The sequence below is a fragment of the Pelomonas sp. Root1237 genome, from assembly GCF_001425055.1.
Taxonomy (GTDB): domain Bacteria; phylum Pseudomonadota; class Gammaproteobacteria; order Burkholderiales; family Burkholderiaceae_C; genus Pelomonas.
The window spans coordinates 316,796-336,200 of the sequence record NZ_LMDK01000001.1 but is presented as its reverse complement, the minus strand read 5'-3'; the positions used below and the strand labels follow the sequence as shown (position 1 = coordinate 336,200).

Annotated in this window: 15 protein-coding genes; 9 read left to right on the top strand and 6 right to left on the bottom strand. The window is 67.6% G+C overall.

Annotation, left to right across the window (positions count from 1 at the left end; all coding sequences use genetic code 11):
• Positions 1 to 102 precede the first annotated feature (102 nt).
• Positions 103 to 384, top strand: a complete 282-nt coding sequence (locus tag ASC91_RS01525) for a hypothetical protein (RefSeq protein WP_056191395.1) — start codon at positions 103 to 105, stop codon at positions 382 to 384.
• 136 nt (positions 385 to 520) lie between these two features.
• On the opposite strand, the gene recQ is transcribed toward ASC91_RS01525, so the two are convergent.
• The gene (gene recQ, locus ASC91_RS01520; protein ID WP_056191393.1) at positions 521 to 2,410 is read right to left on the bottom strand and encodes a DNA helicase RecQ; all 1,890 of its coding nucleotides are present in this window, start codon (positions 2,408 to 2,410) and stop codon (positions 521 to 523) included.
• A gap of 29 nt (positions 2,411 to 2,439) precedes the next feature.
• Here recQ and ASC91_RS01515 point away from each other — a divergent pair, with 29 nt between their 5' ends.
• Positions 2,440 to 2,925, top strand: coding sequence for a cupin domain-containing protein (locus tag ASC91_RS01515; RefSeq protein ID WP_056191391.1), 486 nt, complete (start codon positions 2,440 to 2,442; stop codon positions 2,923 to 2,925).
• 57 nt (positions 2,926 to 2,982) lie between these two features.
• Here the strand turns inward: ASC91_RS01515 and ASC91_RS01510 are convergent, their stop codons facing one another.
• Positions 2,983 to 3,201 (bottom strand): SlyX family protein, encoded by a 219-nt coding sequence (locus ASC91_RS01510; RefSeq protein ID WP_056192555.1) that lies wholly within the window; start codon positions 3,199 to 3,201, stop codon positions 2,983 to 2,985.
• A gap of 313 nt (positions 3,202 to 3,514) precedes the next feature.
• On the opposite strand from ASC91_RS01510, the gene ASC91_RS01505 reads away from it, so the two are divergent.
• Complete coding sequence (locus ASC91_RS01505; RefSeq protein WP_056191389.1) at positions 3,515 to 4,996, top strand: DUF1080 domain-containing protein; 1,482 nt, start codon at positions 3,515 to 3,517, stop codon at positions 4,994 to 4,996.
• Positions 4,997 to 5,315: 319 nt separating this feature from the next.
• On the opposite strand, the gene pbpC is transcribed toward ASC91_RS01505, so the two are convergent.
• Complete coding sequence (gene pbpC / locus ASC91_RS01500) at positions 5,316 to 7,643, bottom strand: penicillin-binding protein 1C (protein ID WP_056192551.1); 2,328 nt, start codon at positions 7,641 to 7,643, stop codon at positions 5,316 to 5,318.
• 143 nt (positions 7,644 to 7,786) lie between these two features.
• On the opposite strand from pbpC, the gene ASC91_RS01495 reads away from it, so the two are divergent.
• From ASC91_RS01495 to ASC91_RS01480, 4 genes are all read left to right on the top strand, one after another.
• On the top strand, positions 7,787 to 9,343 hold the full coding sequence (locus ASC91_RS01495; protein ID WP_056191388.1) for a DUF4331 domain-containing protein: 1,557 nt from the start codon (positions 7,787 to 7,789) through the stop codon (positions 9,341 to 9,343).
• A gap of 20 nt (positions 9,344 to 9,363) precedes the next feature.
• Positions 9,364 to 9,903: a PEP-CTERM sorting domain-containing protein gene (locus ASC91_RS01490; RefSeq protein ID WP_056191386.1), complete on the top strand. Its 540-nt coding sequence runs from the start codon at positions 9,364 to 9,366 to the stop codon at positions 9,901 to 9,903.
• Between the two features lie 119 nt (positions 9,904 to 10,022).
• On the top strand, positions 10,023 to 10,310 hold the full coding sequence (locus ASC91_RS01485) for a type II toxin-antitoxin system Phd/YefM family antitoxin (protein WP_056192548.1): 288 nt from the start codon (positions 10,023 to 10,025) through the stop codon (positions 10,308 to 10,310).
• Positions 10,307 to 10,726, top strand: a complete 420-nt coding sequence (locus ASC91_RS01480; protein WP_056191384.1) for a type II toxin-antitoxin system VapC family toxin — start codon at positions 10,307 to 10,309, stop codon at positions 10,724 to 10,726. Before ASC91_RS01485 ends, ASC91_RS01480 begins: the two co-directional genes overlap by 4 nt.
• Before the next feature lie 28 nt (positions 10,727 to 10,754).
• Here the strand turns inward: ASC91_RS01480 and ASC91_RS01475 are convergent, their stop codons facing one another.
• A complete protein-coding gene (locus ASC91_RS01475; RefSeq protein ID WP_056191382.1) occupies positions 10,755 to 11,135 on the bottom strand; it encodes a DUF5329 domain-containing protein in 381 nt (126 codons plus the stop codon).
• Between the two features lie 64 nt (positions 11,136 to 11,199).
• Between ASC91_RS01475 and ASC91_RS01470 the strand changes: the two genes are divergently transcribed.
• Positions 11,200 to 12,303 carry an SRPBCC family protein gene (locus tag ASC91_RS01470; RefSeq protein ID WP_056191380.1) on the top strand — a complete coding sequence of 368 codons (1,104 nt, stop codon included), beginning with the start codon at positions 11,200 to 11,202 and terminating at the stop codon, positions 12,301 to 12,303.
• Positions 12,304 to 12,360: 57 nt separating this feature from the next.
• Here ASC91_RS01470 and ASC91_RS29145 read toward each other — a convergent pair whose 3' ends face one another.
• Together ASC91_RS29145 and ASC91_RS01465 are read right to left on the bottom strand one after the other, a co-directional pair.
• Positions 12,361 to 13,188 (bottom strand): hypothetical protein, encoded by an 828-nt coding sequence (locus tag ASC91_RS29145; RefSeq protein WP_157281011.1) that lies wholly within the window; start codon positions 13,186 to 13,188, stop codon positions 12,361 to 12,363.
• Positions 13,185 to 18,257, bottom strand: a complete 5,073-nt coding sequence (locus ASC91_RS01465; RefSeq protein ID WP_082532329.1) for an alpha-2-macroglobulin — start codon at positions 18,255 to 18,257, stop codon at positions 13,185 to 13,187. Before ASC91_RS01465 ends, ASC91_RS29145 begins: the two co-directional genes overlap by 4 nt.
• A 227-nt stretch (positions 18,258 to 18,484) precedes the next feature.
• On the opposite strand from ASC91_RS01465, the gene ASC91_RS01460 reads away from it, so the two are divergent.
• Entirely contained in the window at positions 18,485 to 19,384 is a 900-nt protein-coding gene (locus ASC91_RS01460) for a PEP-CTERM sorting domain-containing protein (protein ID WP_056191378.1), read from the top strand.
• Positions 19,385 to 19,405: the final 21 nt, after the last annotated feature.

Here is a 19,405-nt window from a genome sequence, read left to right as displayed (position 1 = left end):
GACGCATTTCATCCGCGAAAAGCCGCAACCTATCGCAAACCCTTAGATCGGATGACCCCTCAAGAACACACTGGCGGCACACCAGAGAGAAAGAAGTCCGCCATGAACCGCATCAGCACCACCACCGCCGCCGCCCGCACCCGCCTGCAAGCCGTCAGCGCCGCCATCCTCGTCGCCCTGGTCGCCCTGACCGGCGCTACCTGGATGACGCTCACCGTGCCGGCCGAAGCGCCCGAAGTCGTCAAGCTGGACCGCGTGGTCATCAGTGGCGTGAGCACCCCGGAGCCGACGATTGCCCAGCTGCCCCGCGTCGTCATCGAAGGCCGCCGCACGCCGGATGCGACGCAAGTTGCCAGCGCCGAACTGACGGCCGCCGTCCGCTAAGCGGGCCGAGCGCCGGGCCGCTCCCTAGCCGGCCCGCACTGGCGATGTGCGTGGGGCTCAACGCCATACGCATCGCCGTCCCCTCGGGGACCGGCCAGACTGGCCTGCCTTCAGCAAGGCGAGACTGGACGAGGGGCTAACGCCCCAACACGCGAAGGATCTCCCGGCCGTAGGCTTCGAGCTTCTTCGCCCCCACGCCGCTGATCTCCCCCAGTTCGGCCAGGTCCCCCGGCAGGACGCGGGCCATCTCCGCCAGCGTCGTGTTCTGGAAGATCACATAGGCCGGCAGGCCATGCTCCTTGGCCACCTCGGAGCGCCAGGCCTTCAGCGCCTCGAAGCGCTCGTGGCCCTCGGCGTCCAGGCCGAGTGCCGGATCGGCCTTCGGCTTCGCGCCGCCACGGGCGGTCTTTGACTTGCCGCGCGGCTTCTTCTCCTCGGCCTCGCGCAGGCGCAACTCCACCTCACCCTTGAGCACCGCCCGGGCGCTGTCCTGCAGGGCCAGCGTGTTGAACTCGCCCTCGGCGGCCACATGGCCCAGCGAGATCAGCTGGCGCAGCACGGCACGCCACTGCTGCTCGGACAGGTCGGCGCCGCAGGCCCAGGTCGACAGGTTCTCGTGGCCGTATTGCTTGGTCTTGTCGGTCGCCTTGCCGCGCAGCACGTCGATCAGGTGGCCGGCGCCGAAACGCTCGCCGCGCTGGTGGAAGCGGTAGATGCAGCTCAGCAGCTTGCGTGCCGCCTCGGTGCCGTCCCAGGTCTGCGGCGGGTTCAAGCAGTTGTCGCAGTTGCCACAGGGCGTTGACGCTTCGCCGAAGTAGCCCAGCAGCCGCACGCGCCGGCAGTCAGTCGCCTCGGCCAGCGCCAGCAACGCATCCAGCTTGCCGCGCTGGCCCTGCTTGAAGACCTCGTCGGCCGGGCTGTCGTCGATCATGCGGCGCTGGTTGACGACGTCGGCCAGGCCATAGGTCATCCAGGCCTCGGCCGGCGCGCCATCGCGGCCGGCGCGGCCGGTCTCCTGGTAGTAGCTCTCGATGTTCTTGGGCAGGTCCAGGTGGGCGACGAAGCGCACATCGGGCTTGTCGATGCCCATGCCGAAGGCGATGGTGGCGACCATGACGATGCCGTCCTCGCGCAGGAACCGGTCCTGGTGGCGGCGGCGCACGTCGGCGTCCAGGCCGGCGTGGTACGGCAGGGCCTTGATGCCCTCGCTCTCCAGCCACACCGCTGTCTCGTCGACCTTCTTGCGGCTCTGGCAGTAGACGATGCCGGCTTCGCCCTCGTGCTCGTCGTTGATGAAGCGCAGCAGCTGGTCGCGCGGCGAGGTCGTCTTTTCCGCGATCAGGTAGCGGATGTTGGGCCGGTCGAAGCTGCTGATGAAAACGCGGGCGTCCTGCAGTTGCAGCCGCTGGATGATGTCGGCCCGCGTCAGGTCGTCGGCGGTGGCCGTCAGCGCGATGCGCGGCACATCGGGGAAGCGCTCGTGCAGCAGACTGAGCTGCAGATACTCGGAGCGGAAGTCATGCCCCCACTGGCTGACGCAATGCGCCTCGTCGATGGCGAACATCGACAGCAGGCCGCGTTCGTGCAGCGACGCGAGCTGGGCCAGGAAGCGCGGCGTCGTCAGGCGCTCGGGCGCGGCATAGAGCAGAGTCAGCCGCCCGCTCATCATCTCGCGCTCGATGCGGCTGGCCTCCTCGCCGGTCTGGCTGGAGTTCAGGAAGGCGGCGTGCACGCCGGCCTCCTCCAGCGCGCCGACCTGGTCGTGCATCAGCGCGATCAGCGGGCTGACGACGATGGCCACACCCTGCTGGCGCGTGTGGCGCACGATGGCGGGCACCTGGTAGCACAGGCTTTTGCCACCACCGGTGGGCATCAGCACCAGCGCGTCGCCGCCGGCAGCCACCTGCTCGACGATGTCGGCCTGCTGGCCGCGGAAGGCGGTGTAGCCGAAGACTGCTGACAGGACCTGGTGAGCTGCGGATTGCAGGTCGTCGGTGGGGCTTGGAAGATGCAGGGGCGGATTCATTCAACCCGCATTGTCCCAGGAGCCTTCCGATGACCACACCCGCCGAGTTGCGTGAGCGACTGATCCGCAATTTCAACGATGCGCCGCGCGAGCGCTTCCTGCGCGCACCGCGCTACGACAGCGAGACCGCCTCGATGACCAAAGGCACGGCCGCCCAGCAGATGGGCGCCAGCTTCGACATCGTCGCGCCCGGCCAGCAGAGCTGCCCCTATCACTACCACTACGCCGAGGAGGAGATGTTCATCGTCGTCCAGGGCCAGGGCACGCTGCGTGTGGCCGGCGAGTTGGTGCCCATCAAGGCCGGCGACGTCATCTCCATCCCGGCGGGGCCGGAGTACCCGCACCACATCATCAACACCTCGGACGCGCCGCTGCACTACCTGTCCATCAGCACCCAGAAGGAGCCGGAGATCTGCGTCTACCCGGACTCGGGCAAGGTCGGCAGCTTTGCGCCGGGGCTGCGCCTGTTGCAGCGCAAGGAAGCGGGGCTGGATTACTGGGACGGCGAGGCATGAATCGGTCGAGGCCGGAGCTGCCCCGGACGTTCCGGGTCAGGTCCAGCCCCGAAGTCATCAGTAGTGCGGCGGCAGCTCGTCACGCAAGCCGCGCATGCCGTCCGGCTCGGCCGCCGTGGCGCGGTTGCGCAGCTCGACGAGCTCGCGCACCAGTCGGTCGATCTGCTCCTGCTGGCGCACGACGACCTGGTTGAGCTGCTCGACCGTGTCTTCGGCGAAGCTGGCCTTGATCTCGAGGTCGGTGATGCGTTGTTCGAGGGCTTGCAAGGTGTCCATGACGATATGGTGGCGCATTTCGGCGGGGTTGCGGGCCGAGTTGGGCGACGTACGCGCGCGGTGGAGCGGCTGGTTTGCGGCGGCGGAAATCGGCACAGCCTGAGCAAGCCTTCGGAAAGCGGCCGCTCAACGTTTGAACTTATCGGTAGTCACAATGGGCGACGCCCGCTTTCGCCTGTCCGTGCGATGGAAGGGCTAGGCACCATCGTCTTCCTCACAAGACAGGTACTCAGCTACTTGGCCAACGCCTTCCACTTCAAATCCAACTTTCTGGGCCACCCTCCCGGGGCCCGCACTTTCGGGGATGGGAAGAATGAACCTGATGTCGAGGCTGGTCTGCGCCAGCATGTGTTTGTTTGCCGGCACTGCCTTGGCAGCCGGCAACACGGCGAACGCCGCAACATGGAAGCTCATCTTCAACGGCAAGGATCTCAGCGGCTGGTCGGCGCACTACGCATCCAAGGTCAGCGCCGATACGCCGGCCGCGTCCAGCATCTTCGAAGTGAAGAATGGCGAGATCCACGCGTATCCCACGCACGTGGCGGGCACGCCCCAGCCGTTCGCGTACGTCGTCACCGACGCTGACTTCAAGGACTACGTGATCAGCCTCGAATACAAATGGGGCAATAAGAAGTTTCCGCCGCGGCTTCACGAAGTGCGCGATGCGGGCCTGCTGTATCACGTGTATCGCGTGCGGCCGTCAGACTGGCCGGCGAGTGCCGAAGCCCAAATCCAGGAAGGCGACACCGGAGATTCGTGGGCGATATCGACGCAAGCCTCGAGCTTCGTCGATCCGAAGACCGGCCGTTATGCACTGCCCGAAAACGGCGGTGTCCCCATCACGGGCGGCGAGAACGAGGGCTACCACCGTACGCGCCACGGGCGTGTCAACGAGCGTCCGGGCTGGAACACGCTCGAAGTCATCGTGCACGGCGATCGCGCCACACACGTCGTCAACGGCGTCGTGAACATGCGCGTCAGCGAACTCAAGTCCTGGGATGCCGGCACGAGCAGCTGGGTCAAACTCGACCACGGCAAGATCGTGCTTCAAGCTGAAGGCGCCGAGGTTTTCTATCGCAACATCAAGGTTCGGGCGCTCACGGAGACCGACGACATGCTGCCTGCGCCTGCACTCAGCGAGGTATGGTTCCCGGTTCCACCCAAGGTGACGCCGGGCGCGGCGCCAGGTGCCGCACCGTCGGACGCCATCGTGCTGTTCGACGGCAGGAGCCTCGACGCATGGAAAAGCGCGAACACCGGGGCAGCCGCGGGCTGGAAAATTGACAACGGCGAATTGGTGGTCGGCCCGGGCACCGGCGACATCCAGACCCAACAGTCCTTTGGTGACGTTCAACTGCACCTGGAGTGGCGCGCGCCCAAACTTCCCGCCGACAAAGTGAGTCAGGATCGCGCCAACAGCGGCGTATTCCTGCAGGATGTCTACGAGGTTCAGATTCTCGACAACTTCGAGAACCCGACCTACGTGAACGGCATGGTGGGGTCGATCTACAAGCAGTTCCCGCCGCTCGTCAATGCCACTTGGCCAGCCGAGAACTGGAACACTTACGACATCATCTACGCCGCGCCGCGCTTCGCGGCTGACGGTTCGCTCATTTCACCGGCGCGACTTACGGTGTTGTTGAATGGCGTGCTGGTGCAGAACAACTCCGCGCTCAAGGGCGGCACCACCTACATCGGTACGCCCAGCTATCGAGCACATGCCGAAATGCCGCTGCGCCTGCAGGATCATGGGCATCTGGTCCGGTACCGCAACATCTGGGTGCGCAAGCTTTGATGGGGACGTTGCTGGTTTCCTGACAAGAGGGAGACCGGTTCGAAGTGCCCTGTTCTGCCCGGTACTGCCGTCCTCGGGCTACTCACCGAAGTGGTGAACGGCGCAAAGTGCGCAAGGTGTTGAGGCATCGAGACTTTCAATGAGTCGCGAGCGGTCAACTGCCGGATCTAGGTTCAATGACCGTTGCCGCTGGTATCGGCCATTAGGTCGCGAAATCTGGGTGACAGCAGCCAGCCTGAAGCACGCGCCTGTTTACGCTCGCTGACGCCCGCGATCCAGCGCGGCGGCCGCCATGCTGCCTATGTGCCTAAACACCGCGCTATGGCGCCATCTGAAACTCGACCCGCGCCCAGTGCCCCAGCCCATCCATGACAGTGAGCCGGTGCGCGCCCGCGCGCTCCACGTGCAGCGTCTGTGCCGCGCCAGCCGTCGTGCTGGCCGCCATCCATTGACCATCAAGCAGCCACGTCAGCCCCTGCTGCGCGCCGATCGCCTGCAGCTTCAGCACGACCTCGCGCTGGCCCGGCGCCGGGCGCAGCACCGTGCCCGGCTCCAGGCCCACGACGCGCAGCCGGTTGGCTGCCAGCTGCTGGCTGGCGCAGCCCGGTCGCCAGGCCAGGCGCTCCAGCGGGTGGCGCTGCTCGGCATCGAGGAAAGGCCCGAGCAGCGCAGGCCAGCGCACAGCCTCAAAACGCTCGGCCTCGGGCGCGCAACCGGGTTGCACGCGCTGGCCCGCCGCCACCCAGACAGGCTCTGCCAGCGGCCCCGGTCGCAGCCGGTCGGGCAACGTCGGCGGCACGGCGCCGTCCAGCGTCCAGGCGATGCGACGCTGCAGGCACAGCGCGGGCTCGGTGGCGGCTTCGGCCAGGCCCATCGGCCAGCAGATGGGCACGGCCGCCACGCTGTCGGGCCGGCGGCGCGGCGCGAGCTGCTGGCGGGCCTCGTCGGGGCCCAGCGCCGCCGCCAGGTCGCGCAGCAACGGTGCCGCCGAGTTGGCGCCAAAGTGGCCGGGGTTGGGTGTGCCGTCGGGCCGGCCTATCCACACGCCGAAGGTGTAGCGGTCCGTCACACCCAGGGCCCAGGCGTCGCGAAAGCCAAAGCTCGTGCCCGTCTTCCACGCCACGCGCTGGCCGCTTTCGCGGAAGGGCGAGCCGGGCCGGCCGCCGTTCTCCAGGATCTCGCGCACGATGTAGGCGGCGCCCTCGCTCATCAGCCGCGCCTCCTTCAGCGGCTCGTCGGGCATCAACCGCGGCCGGGCCGCGATGCCGCCGCGCGCCAGCGCCGTGTAGGCGCCGACTAGCTCCTCCAGCGAGGTGCTGCCGCCGCCGAGGATGAGGCTCAAATTGGGCGCCGCATTGGCCGGCATGCGCAGCCTCAGGCCCGCGTGGCGCAGCCGGCCGGCAAAGCGCTCGGGGCCGAGGCGGTCCAGCAGGTCCACCGCAGGCACATTGAGTGAGCGCTGCAGCGCCTCGCTGACGCTGACGGGGCCCGAGAAATCGGCCTGGAAGTTGCCCGGCGCATAGCCGCCGAAGTTCTGCGGCGCGTCGATGAGCAGGCTTTCGGAATGGATCAGCCCTTCGTCCAGCGCCATGCCGTAGAGAAAGGGCTTGAGCGTCGAGCCCGGCGAGCGCTTCGCGCGCACCATATCCACGTGCGCCCCGCGGCGCGCGTCTGTGAAGTCGGCCGAGCCGACATAGCCACGCACTTCCAGCGTGCGGTTGTCGACGACGAGGGCCGCGAGCGACACGGCATCGGGCAGGCTGTTGAGCCGGTCCGTCAGCAACTGCTCCAGCCGCGCCTGCAGGCCGGCGTCCAGCGTGGTCTGGATCGTCGCTGCCGTCTGACCGTGGCGTTTGGCATCCTGGCGCAAGCGCTCGGCCGCCAAGGGTGCCAGCCAGCGCGCGCGCAGCGGTGGCGCAAAGACGCGCTCCTGCTTGGCGTCGGCCACGTCGGCCGCGCTCCAGATGCCCAGCGTCTGCATGCGCGTCAGCACCTTGTCGCGCGCCGTCTGCGCAGCGGCAACGGCGCGGTCCGGCCGCAGCCGTGTCGGTGACTGCGGCAGCGCGACGAGCAGCGCGGCCTCGGCCTTGGACAGGTCCGCCGCGCCCTTGCCCAGGTAGGCCCGGCTGGCCGTCTCCACGCCCTCCAGCGGCCCGCCCATGGGCGCGAGGTTCAGGTAGAGAGTCAGGATCTCCTGCTTGCTGCAGTGCAGCTCCAGCTGCAGCGCACGCGCGATCTGGCGCAGCTTGGCGGGAATGGTCCGGCCCGCCGCTCGCTCGTCCACCAGCCGCGCGACCTGCATGGTCAGCGTCGACCCGCCCGACACGATGCGCCCATGCCGCGCCCACTGCCAGGCCGCGCGCACCAGGGCCACCGGGTTCACGCCCGGGTGCCAGCGAAACCAGCGGTCCTCGTAATGCAGCAGCGCTTCGGTGTAGTTCGGCGACACGGCCTCGGGCGTCGTCGGGTGGCGCTGCGCACCGTCGTCACCCGGCCAGGCGCGCAGCGGCGTGCCGTCGGCGGCCAGCACGGTCAGCGTCGGCGAGTCGCTGGCAGGCGTGGGCAGCGGGCAGGCGAAGTCCAGCACCAGCACGACGGCGAGCAGGCCGGCAAGCGTGAGTTCGATGTGTCGACGGGTGATGCGCATCGGCATGCCGAAGACGATAGCCGAACCTACCCCCTAGCTTGCATTGCATCCAGACTGCCCGCGCTGCGTAGAGACAAGGCCGCAGCGCTGGTTGTGTCCATCTGTTTGCGGTTCCACCCACGACCCGTCCAACAGGAGATGCCATGAAACTGCCCACCCGCGCGCCGACCCTCGCGCTCATCACCGCCAGCGTCCTCGCCGGCCTGGCCGCTTTGCCGGCCCAGGCCTCCAGCCACCGCGAGGCCCCGTCGATTGGCGGCATGCCGCGTGTCGATGGCACCGACTTCTACCTGTTCAACAGCTACGAAGGCGTGGCCGCCAACGGCAGCGGCGGCCGTGCCGGCTATGTGACGCTGATCGCCAACTACCTGCCGCTGCAGGATGCCTATGGCGGCCCCAACTACTTCAAGCTGGACCCGAACGCGATCTACGAGATCCACATCGACAACAACGGCGATGCGAAGGAAGACATCACCTTCCAGTTCAAGTTCATGAACACGCTCAAGGGCATCACCCTGCCCATCGGCAACCAGGTCGTGCCCATTCCGCTGACCCAGGCCGGCACGGTGAGCGCGCCCAATGCCGCAGCCCTCAACGTCAACGAGAAGTTCGCCCTGACCCTGATCCGCGGCGACCGCCGCACCGGCACGGCCAGCCCAGTAGCCAACCCGGCCGGCGGCACCTGGTTCGACAAGCCGGTGGACAACATCGGCACCAAGACGATTGCCGACTACCCGGCCTATGCCGCCCAGCACATCTACAGCGTCAGCCTGCCCGGCTGCGGCTTCCCGGCCAAGGTCTTTGTCGGCCAGCGCCAGGAGGCCTTCGCGGTCAATCTCGGCCCCATCTTCGACCTCGTCAATGCCGACGTGGGCGTCATCACCAACCGCAGCCTGATCAACGCGGCGGCGGTCAATTCCATCCAGGACAAGAACGTCACCTCGCTCGCGCTGGAGGTGCACAAGAGCTGCCTCACGCAGGGCAACGAGACCGTCATCGGCGGCTGGACAACGGCCAGCGTGCGCCAGAGCCAGATCGTCAACGCCGCACCGCCCAGCGGCTACGACACGGCCGTGAAGACCGGCGGCGCCTGGGTGCAGGTCTCGCGCCTGGGCAACCCACTGGTCAACGAGGTCGTCATCGGCCTGGCCGACAAGGACAGGTTCAACGCCTCGGTGCCCACGGGCGACGGCCAGTTCGCCACCTATGTCACCAACCCGACGCTGCCGGCCCTGCTGTCGGCCGTGCTGCCCATCGGCAACGCCGCCCCCACCAACCTGCCGCGCCTGGACCTGGTGACCACCTTCCTGACCGGCATCCCCGGCGTCAACCAGCCGGCCAATGTGGTGGGCTCGGAGATGCTGCGCCTGAACACGGCCATCGCGCCGCGGCCGTTTGCGATGCAGAACCGCCTGGGCATCGTCGGCACACTGCGCGATGGTGAGAACCCGCCCGACCTGGCCGGCTTCCCCAATGGCCGCCGGCCCAAGGATGACGTCGTCGACGTGTCGCTGGCCGCCGTCATGGGTGGCCTGTGCTGGCTGAACAACGGCGGCGCGCTGTTCGGCCCGGCCTGCACCCGCGCCGTGGTGCCGCTGGGCGCCACCTCGCTGGAGCTGCACGACGGCGTCGACCAGGCCGTGGTGCCGCTGCTGCCCGGCTTCCCCTACCTCAACACGCCCAAGCCAGGCGCGAAGTGAACCCTTCCAGGAGCAACGCCATGAATCGATTCCTCGGCGCCGTGGCCCTCGCGGCCGCGATGTGCAGCGGTGGGGCGGCACACGCCGGCCTCATCACCTTCGACAACCCCGGTGTGATCGACATCGACAACAACACCGGCATCGCCACGTACGGCGAGGCGGGCTTCGTCATCAGCGGGCCGGCCACCAGCTTCCTGCCGCTGGACGGCGCGATGGTGGGCGGCTTCGACACGACGCCCTTCATGCTCAGCCTGCTCGGCGGCGGTGGCTTCGGGCTGCAGTCGCTGGACGTGGCGGCCTACGACCTGGGCTTCGGTCCAGGCACCCTCGCTTTGGTCGGCCTGCTGGGCGGCACGCAGGTGGCCTCGCTCAGCGTCGACCTGGCCAACCCGGGCAGCGTGGTGTTCGACAGCAGCTGGGCCAACTTGACGTCGGTCAGCTTCTCTGCCAGCGGCGGCTTTGCGCTCGACAACATCAGCTCGGTGCCAGAGCCGGGCAGCTTTGCGTTGGCGGGCGCCGGGCTGCTGTTGATCGGGGTGGCTCGCCGGCGGCGGCGCTGATCGGCGCGGCAAGGGTTGGGGCCGGCCGCGTTGTCTGGACGAGCCGGCGCAAACGCACGGCTTGAGCTTTCTCGTTGACCCATATATTCTGGTCAACCTGACCAGAATTGGAGCGCAACGTGAACCCAGCGAAACCCGAAAGACCAGCCAACCCAAGGCACTGGGTATTGCAGGACGCCAAGGCCCGCTTCAGCGAGCTGGTGCGGCGCGTCCACAGCGAGGGGCCGCAACACGTCACCGTGCACGGCCGGGACGAGGTGGTGGTCATCACCCTGCAAGACTTCCGCCGCCTGCAGGGTGAGCGCACCGGGCGCGACCTCATCGAGGTCATGCAGGCCTCGCCGTGGCGCGATGTCGATCTCGACGTGAGCCGCTCGCCCATGCCCGTGAGGGATGTGGAGCTGTGACCGGTTACCTGCTGGACACCAACGTCATCTCCGAGCTACGCAAGCCCCGGCCCGAGCTTCGCGTGCTGGAGTTCGTGGCCGCGCAGGCGCTGGAGAACCTCTACATCAGCACGGTGACGCTGGCGGAAATCCGCTTCGGCATCGAACGAGTCCCCGATGCCGGCCGCCGTGCCGAACTGAGCGCCTGGCTCACGCACAAGGTGAGGCCGATGTTCGAGCACCGCGTGCTGCCCGTATCGGAAGACGTGATGCTGGTGTGGCGCCTGCTTGTGGACGCCGGGCGCAAGGCCGGGCACACCTTCTCCCAACCCGACCTGATCATTGCCGCCACCGCAGCCCACCACGGGCTCACCGTGGTGACGCGGGACGTTTCGGAGTTCGAACACGCCAAGGTCCCGGTGCTGAACCCCTGGTGATAGCGGTCGAATCTCGCCGGACGACGAGCTAGCGAGCGCTGGACGCCGCCCGCGCCGCACGCACCTGCTGAAGTTCGGCCTTCAGCCACTGCGCGCTCTCCACCGGCGCCTTGCCGGCACAGCGCACCAGATACGGCTTGCCGCTCATGCTGCTGGTGGCCGCGCCGCGTTCGATGAACTGCTCGGCCGTCTGCACCATGTCCTTGCCTTCGAGGACCTCCAGCTTCTTCAGCAGATGCGCCCTAGCCTCGGCGCCGGCATACCAGCTGCCGTTGCGGTTGAACTCGCAGCCGGAGGCCTGCAGCCGCGTCAGCAGCGCGTCGACCTCGGCGCGAGCGACGGGTGGCAGCGGTGCGGCGTGGGCCAGGCCGGCGGCCAGCGAAAGCAGAAGGGTGAAGGCAGTGCGCATGAGCCGGATGCTACGAGGACAAACACGTGTCCGACCATAGCGGCCGCGAGGGTAAAACTGCCTCATGAACGACACCTCGCAACGCTGGCAGGTCCACCCCGAAGTCGCACGCGCCGAGACGCTGGACAAGGCCTTCTACCTCGACCCCGCCGCGCAGCGCCTGCAGTACGAGCGTGTGCTCGCGCGCAGCTGGCAGTGGCTTGCTGACCTGCAGGGCGTGCGGGCGCCGGGCAGCCTGCAGCCGGAGACGCTGCTGCCAGGCAGCCTGAACGAGCCCCTGCTGCTGTCGCGCGACGCGGCAGGTGCGTTGCGCTGCCTCAGTAACGTCTGCACCCACCGCGGCAACCTGCTCGTGCAGCAGCCTTGCCAGGACGCGGCGCAGATCCGCTGCGGCTATCACTCGCGTCGCTTCGAGCTGGACGGCCGCATGACCTTCATGCCCGAGTTCCAGCAGGCGCTGGACTTCCCCCGCCCCTGCGACAACCTGCCGCAGCTGCCGCTGCAGGACTGGGGCGGCCAGGGCTTTGTCGCGCTGGAAGACCCGCTGGACAGCTTCAACGCCTTCTTCGGCCCGGCCATGCAGCGCATGCACTGGCTGCCGCTGCAGGACTTCCGCCTCGACGCCAGCCGCAGCCGCGACTACGAGTTTGACGCCCACTGGGCGCTCTACGTCGAGAACTACCTCGAAGGCCTGCACATCCCCTTCGTGCACCCGGGCCTCACGCAGACGCTGGACCTGAGCCAGTACCGCTACGAGCTGCACGAATGGAGCAACCTTCAGCTCGCGGTGGCGCGGGCCGATGAGACTGCCTTCGAACTGCCAGCGGAGGCGGCGGAGTACGGCCAGCGCATCGCCGCCTACTACTGGTGGGTGTTCCCCAACCTGATGCTGAACTTCTACCCGTGGGGGCTGTCGCTGAACCAGGTCACGCCCATCGGCCCGGCTCGAACGCGGGTGCGCTTTCGCAGCTATGTGTGGAAGCCCGAACTGCTGGGCAGCGGCGCCGGCGGCGCGCTGGACAAGGTCGAGATGGAGGACGAGGCCGTCGTCATGACGGTGCAGCAGGGGCTGCGGTCACGGTTCTATCAACACGGGCGCTACTCGCCGACGAGGGAGCAGGGGGTGCACCACTTTCATCGGTTGATAGCGCGTGCGATGGGGGATTGAAACAGCATTGCAATCGTCATCGGCTCTGCGGCGAAAACACCCTCTCGATCAAGTCGATCACCTGTTCTTCCGCCTTCGGGCAATCGGCGCGGCCGGACTGGAAATCCAAGAAATAGAGAGTGTCCGATGCCATGATCTGGCCCGACCTCCGGTCTGCAATTCGCACAGACGCGCTTGAAAGCGATCGAAGGCTACTCCCGGCGACTTGGCCGGCGGGCTCGTTTCGCCCACTACAAGTTCGTAGCGCGCCGCAGGCTCCTGAATTTGCGTGTAGACCAGGGCCTCGCAAGCAGACGATCGAAAGAAGCTTGGTGGCTGTACCGACTGGCGTCCTTCGATGAAGGCCAATCCCAAACGTCGGCACCGTTGCACGTCACTTTGCAGCAACCGGATCAAGGTATCCGCTCTGAAACGCGACAGTTTCTGGACAAACGCGGGATCTGCACTCACAAGCAAGGTTCGAGCACCAGAGGAGGGAAGCTCTCCAGGAGGAACCGTGGAAAGCACCTGCAGTTGTCGGCTCTTGCAGAACTGCGAATAGGCTCGATCCGCAGCAACCTGCTCATCGATGACGCGGCGATTGCGGGCATCTCGTTGGGCTCTCTCCTGTTCGCCGGGCATCTCGATACGCCGCCACACCCAAGCTGGCGGCAACACCAGCAAAGCGAAGGCTGCAATGAGCGCCCACCGAGATCGAAAGCCCATTGCAGCCAATACGACCAAGGCGATCAGGTACAGCAGCACCGGGCCGACTAAGCCGCCCACACCGATTGGATCGGATGTACCGGCCCAGGAAGCCTCTCCGAGCGTTGTCAACGTTGCTGCGACGACCACACGGCTGATGCCACCCTTGGCTGTGCCCCGCATGCCGACGGTGAGTCTCACTTCTTGTCCACCACCGTAATCTCCCCCTCCGCCTTCCCAATCCCCCTCACCTCCGGCCGATACATGTCCTCCGCAAACGTCGCCGGCACCACGTACTTGCCCGGCGCCACGGCGCGCACGAGGTAGAAGACGTCCAGCGTCTGCCCCAGCGCCGCGGCGGCGACGAAGCGGTCGTCGCGGTACTCCATGTGGACGATACGTTCGTTGGCGTTGGCCTGGGCGATGTTGACCCCCTCCACCGTGAACTCGCCGGCCTTGGGGCCTTGGCTGAGGTTGAGGTTCTCGATCTCGAAGCCCGCTGGGATGCGGTCCACGATCAGGCCGTCCTTGATGGACTGCGGCGCCTTCACGCGCAGGCGCACGACGAACATCTCGCCGGTGGTGAACTGCCGTGCCGTCACCGGCTTGCCGTCAGTCGTGAACATGGCGCGCTCGACCGAGATGCGGTCGCTGGTCGGCGCCAGTGGCTTGGTCGGGTAGCCCTGGGCGGTCACGTCGAGGTACAGCGGCGCCGCGCCCTCGTTCTTCAGCGCGATGCCCGACTTGAGCTTGGCGAGCTCGAAGCTCTGCTGGCCCACGCCGCTGCCGGTCCAGGCGTCGGCCTTGGCGCCCACGTTCAACGCTGTCTTCCAACCGTCGTCCTTGCCTGCGCCGTTGGTGGCGGCCTGCACGGCCAGGAAGAGGGCCAGGCGCTCCTGCGTCGAGTAGTAGTTGCGGCGGCTGAAGTCGTCGGACAGGTCGAACAGCAGGTTCTCGCGCTTCTCGTGCGCGACCTTGTGGCGCAGCAGCAGCGCGTAGGCCAGCGCACGGTCGCGCACGCGTGAGCCGTAGTCGCCCAGCCACTGGCTCCACCAGTAGTTGTTGGGGTCGTCGGGCTGGTAGCCGTAGCCGCGCTGCATCGCGTCGTCCAGGGCCGCCTTGGCGCGGCCTTCGTCGCCCATCAGCTTCAGCGCCAGGCTCAGCTGAACCAGCGGCAGCGGCGACAGCGCATGGCTGCGGTACTGGTCGTGCAGGGTGCGCAGCGTGGCCAGCGGCGCCTTCTGCTCGCGCGCCAGGATGTAGCCGGCGTGCGCGGCCTCGGCAAAGCGCTGGTGGGCGATGCGCAGGGTCTCGGCGTCGCGCCAGTCGGCGATGCGGCCCTTGTCGTCGCGCTTGGGCTCCTTGGCCGGCGTGGTCTGCTGGGCCGGGGCGCGCTGGAACTGCTCCAGCAGGTTGTCCAGCGAGCGCTTGAGCATGGCCTCGGGCACGGCAAAGCCGGCGTCGCGCGAGTCCTGCAGGAAGCCGGTCACATAGGCGCTCAGCCACCCCTCGTACGGGCTGCTGGACGCCCACAGGCCATAGCCGCCCTTGGGTTGCTGCATGCTGGCCAGGCGAGCGAAGGCGCTGTCCAACCGTTTCGCGCGTTCTTCCCGAGGGACTGGCGTCATGCCCCAGCGCTTGGCGGCCTCGTCGTCGATGAAGACCAGCGGGTAGGCGCTGGACGTCGTCTGCTCCAGGCAGCCATAGGGGTACATCAAGAGGCCCTTGACCTGGTCCTTGATGTCGATGGGCGGCGTGTTGGACACACTCAGCGCCACACTGGCCGTGCCGGCCCAGAAGGCGTCGAGCAGTGCCTTGTCCAGCGTCTGCGTGGCGCCGGGCTCCAAGCGGATGCGCCGGCTCTCGCGCACCAGTGGCGTGATGGGCTGCACCTGCAGCGCCGCCTCGCGCGTGATGCTCAGCGGCCCCGCCGTCACCTTGACCTCGATGGGCGCCAAGCCCGAGGCATCCAGGGCCTCGGCCTGGAAGCGCAGGATCTGGCGCTGCTTGTCGGCCAGCTTGAGGCTCTCGGCGCCGCCGGTGATCTTCAGCGGCCCGCTGGACGTGACCGACACCTTCACGTCTTGCGCGGCGCCGCTGAGGTTGGTCACATCGAGAGCGATGGTCGCCTTGTCCCCCGGCGACACAAAGCGCGGCATGTTCAGCTCGGCCACCAATGGCGCGGCAACAACCGTCTCCGCCTGGGCCGACGCATAGCTGTCCGCACTCGACACCACCGCCATCACGCGCAGCGTGCCGTTGAAGTCCGGCAGCTTCAGGTTGATGGTCGCCTCGCCCTTGGCATCCAGCTGCACCGGGCCGCTGAACAGGTCCACCAGCAGCACCTTGCGCGGCATGGACTGCGAATCGCGCTTGCCGGCGTCGCCGCCGAAACGCTGCTTGGCCACATTGCCTTCCATCTTCTCGATGAGGCGGCCATAGAGGTCCAGCATGTCGGCGCCGTAGCGATGCTTGCCGAAGAAGAAGTCCTGCGGATCGGGTGTCTTGTAGTTGGTGATGTTCAGGATGCCGACGTCCACCGCCGAGACGGTGACGATGGCGGGTTTGCCGGCCAGGGCCGGCACCTTGACGCTGACGGGCAGCGACACCGACGGCTGCGTCTTGGCCGGTACGGTCAGTGCCAGCTTGGGCTTGCGGTCCTCGCGGTTCAGCGGCAGGTGCACCAGGCCCAGCGCGCGGGCCGGCGTCACCTTGTCGCCCTGGCTGCCGGGGCGGAAGGCGGCCACCGTGATGTAGAGGTCGTGGCGGGCCCAGCTGGCATCGACGGGGATGTCGATGTCCGTGCCGCTGGCCTTCACGCCGATGCGCTTGGTCCACAACACGCGGTCGCCTTCGACGGTGACGATGGCCTCGCCGTCATGCGGTGGCTTGATGGCCAGCTTGGCCACGTCGCCCGGCTTGAAGGGCGCACCCTGCAGCTTGAGTTGCACGCGGTCGGGCCGGTTGCCGATGTCGTCGGCGTCCTGGGCGCCATAGCCGGCGTAGAAGCCATAACGCATCGTCAGGCCGGTGTCGGGGTCTTTCACCTCCAGGCGGTAGCGGCCCCAGCGCACGGGCAGTGCGATCTTGGTGCGGGCCGTCAGCGCCAGGCTGCGCGCCTCCACCAGCTCCTCGTTGACGTTGAAGCCCGAGTTCCAGCCACGGCCGTCGTCATAACGCCAATACCACTGGCGCTCCTCGTAGATGAGCTTGAGCTGCACTTCCTTGCTCGGCTTGAAGTTGCCGCTCGAGTCGACGCGCGCCAGCTCGAACTCGGCCAGGCCGTTCTCGGCCGACACATTGCGGTCGAACAGCGGCCGCGCGCCGACCAGCACGGGCGCCGGCCACCACGTGCGCTCGATGGCGCGCACGACCGGCCGGCCGCCGGACTCCAGCAGGCTGAAGGCCGCGCGAACGCGCATCGGCGACTTGCGCTCACCGAATGCCGTCGCGATCTTCATGCTGGCCTTGCCTTCGGCGTCCAGCTCCTGCTCTTCCAGGTCCTGCCGGTTCTTGGCCTTGTCGTCGGCCAGGTCGCCAAAGATGAAGCCGGGCAGCTTGGCCGGCAGCGGCATCAGGAGGCGCTCGGAATAGGCGCTGCCCTGCAGCCGGTTGCCGCCGGCGGGTGCGCCGTAGAGGTAGTCGCCCTGGGCCTGCACCGTGATGCCGCCGTCACCGTTGAGGGTGCCCTCGGGCGCGGTCAGCGTGAGCTTCATGCGCTCGGGCAGGAACTCCTCGACCTTGAAGGCCCATTGCGCATCGGGTTGCTTGGCACCGGGGTCGACGCGGGCCTGGATGGTCCAGCCACCGGTGGGTGCGTCGGCCGGCAAGGTGATGCCTTGCTGGTAGTAGCCGGTGCCCGTCTTGCCCGGCTGCACCAACTGCTCGACGAGTTTGCTGCCGTCGGGCTTCTTGACCGTCAGCGTGATGGGCAAGGGCTTGGGCAAAGGCTTGCCGTCGGCGTCTCGCGCCAGCACCGAGACCTGGAAGTTCTCGCCCGGCCGATACAGGTCGCGGCCGGCGTAAACGAACAGCTTGTTGCTGCGCGAGGGGTGGCCGGTGGCGTCGAACTCGCTCAGGTCCAGCGCCGCGTCGCGCAGCGACAGGATGGACATCTCCTTGCCTTTGCGCGCCAGCACGGCGCGGGCCTTGTCACTGCGGCCGGTGAACACGGCGTGGCCGTCGCCATCGGTCTGCGCCTGGGCCAGCGCCTTGCCGTTCTCATCGACCAGGCTGAGCTCCACCCCTGACAGCGCTCCGCCGCTCTTCAGGGACGTGGCGAACACATCCATCTGCTCGGCATGCCGGCGCAGGTGCAGGCCGACGTCGGTGACGTAGTAATGCGTGACCTGGTAGTCCCAGCCGAAGCGGCCGGGCTGGTTCATGATGGCCACGTAGATGCCGGGCTCCTGCAGCTCCTTGATGCCTTCCACGGGCAGGAAGCTGACGTTGCGGCGGTTGGGCCGCGCGTCGGTCGTGAAGCGGCCGAGGTAGACGCTGTCGCTCATGGCGCGCAGCTCGTCCAGCACCCAGCCGCCCACGGTGCCCTTCAGGCGCCGCTGGTTGTCGTTGTACCCGTCGTAGTAGTAGCCGCCCTCGCCGTCCTCTTCGCCAGAGTTCACCTGGCGCTCGCGCCGGCCGCTGACCTGTTCCAGAAAGGCCGGCAGCGAGGCCGGCTTGATACGCAGGAACTGCACATCCACTTCGGGCGTGTTGATGGTCACGACCGGCAGGCCGCCGTTCTGGCCGGCCGGCAGCACCAGGCCGCGGCTGGCGAAGTAGTAGCTGTCGGGCATGGTCTCGCTGACAGCCTCGCACTTCTGCGCGGTCGCGAGCTTGGCGCCGGTTTTCGCCCCCAGCTGGGCGTTGAACGCGAAGCGAAAGCTGCGGTCCGGTGTCACGAAGGGCAGGTAGAGCACGCGGGGGTTGTCGCCCAGCACCCAGCGGGCGGCCAGCGGCTTGAAGCTGGCGTCCGGCGCCGGCTCCTTCTTGCCGTCGGTGGTGGTTGGCGCGGCGCCTTCCTGCGCGCTGACGAGGGCGCCGAAGTCCTGCTTGCTGTCCAGCGGCTGCGTGAAGCTCAGCGCGATGGCCGGCGAGCCGTCGAAGAGTCGGGCCTTGCAGTCCAGCAGCGCAAAGGCCGCCTGCTCGCCACCGATCTCGGCGCTGCTGGGCAGGGCCGGTTGCCCGAGCTTTTGCGACGCCCACCAGCCGCCGCCCACCACCGCCACCACACCCACCAGGGCCGTGACGGCCTTCTTCCACGCAACCATCGAATTCCTCCCCGCAATTTGGCGAGGAGTTTAGGTAGCGATCAGCGGCTGTCCACGGAAGGTTTCTTCTCGCCGCGGGCGCTGATCGAACCCTTGGTGCCGCGGTTCGTCATCAATAGGTAGCTCGCCGTCCTAGGGGGATCGGCGCCACATCGATTGACCCTCCCCAAGCGCAGGCGTAGAAAAGCCTCGGCCCGCAGTTCGCCGGGCGGTCAAGGAGTGGCTTCATGAAATTCCGGCATCTTCTGGTGGGCCTGACCGCCCTCGGCTGCGCCTTCGCAGCATCCGCAGGCTCGACCATCGCCAGGACGTCGGCCAGCGCGCTTGGCACGCAATTCGACCCGCCCGTGGACGATTTCGACAGCGGCACGTTCAGCGCCTCGTCATCAGCCGCCGGCAACGGCGCTGGCGGCACGGCTGATGCGTCGGTGGCCCTGGGTGTCATCAAGCTCTACGCCTCCAGCTTCGCCGGCGCCGGCAACCACCTGGGCACCGCCTTTGCCGAAGGCGCGTACGGGGAGGACATCACAATCAGCTCGGCCGGTCTCAACGGTACGCAGGCGCGCGTCACCATGGGTGTCACGCTGCAAGGCATGATCGACCCGACCGGGGGCGGCTATTCCTCGGTGAACTTCTCTTTGAACGGAGCCGGTTTCCTCGGCAGCTGGGGCGCCCACTCGAACCCTGCATTCCCGGGCGGGTTCCCAGTCGACTTCGTCAGCGCCGTGGCTGGCGGCCCGCTGTACTACTCGGGCATCCACAACATCAAAATCACCATCACGCTGGGCACGCCCTTCACCTTCACGGAGCGGCTGACGGTGTCTGCGGGCAAGATCGACTGCTTGAGCGACCCACAATGCAGCACCAGCGAAGCAGCCTCGGTCACTGCCGATTTCGGCCACTCTTCGTACTGGAACGGCATCTCGGCGATCTCGCTGCTCGACCCCAACACCGGCCTGTACGTGCCTGCGGACATGTCGCTGTTCACGATCACGTCGCCCTCGGGGCTGAACTGGGCCCAGTCCTTTGCTCCGGTGCCGGAGCCGTCCTCGCTGTGGCTGATGTCCCTGGGCGGGCTGCTGGCCGCCTGGCGATACCGCTCGCTCGTCCGATCCCACCCGCGGTAGGCGCGTTTCCCCGCCGGATAG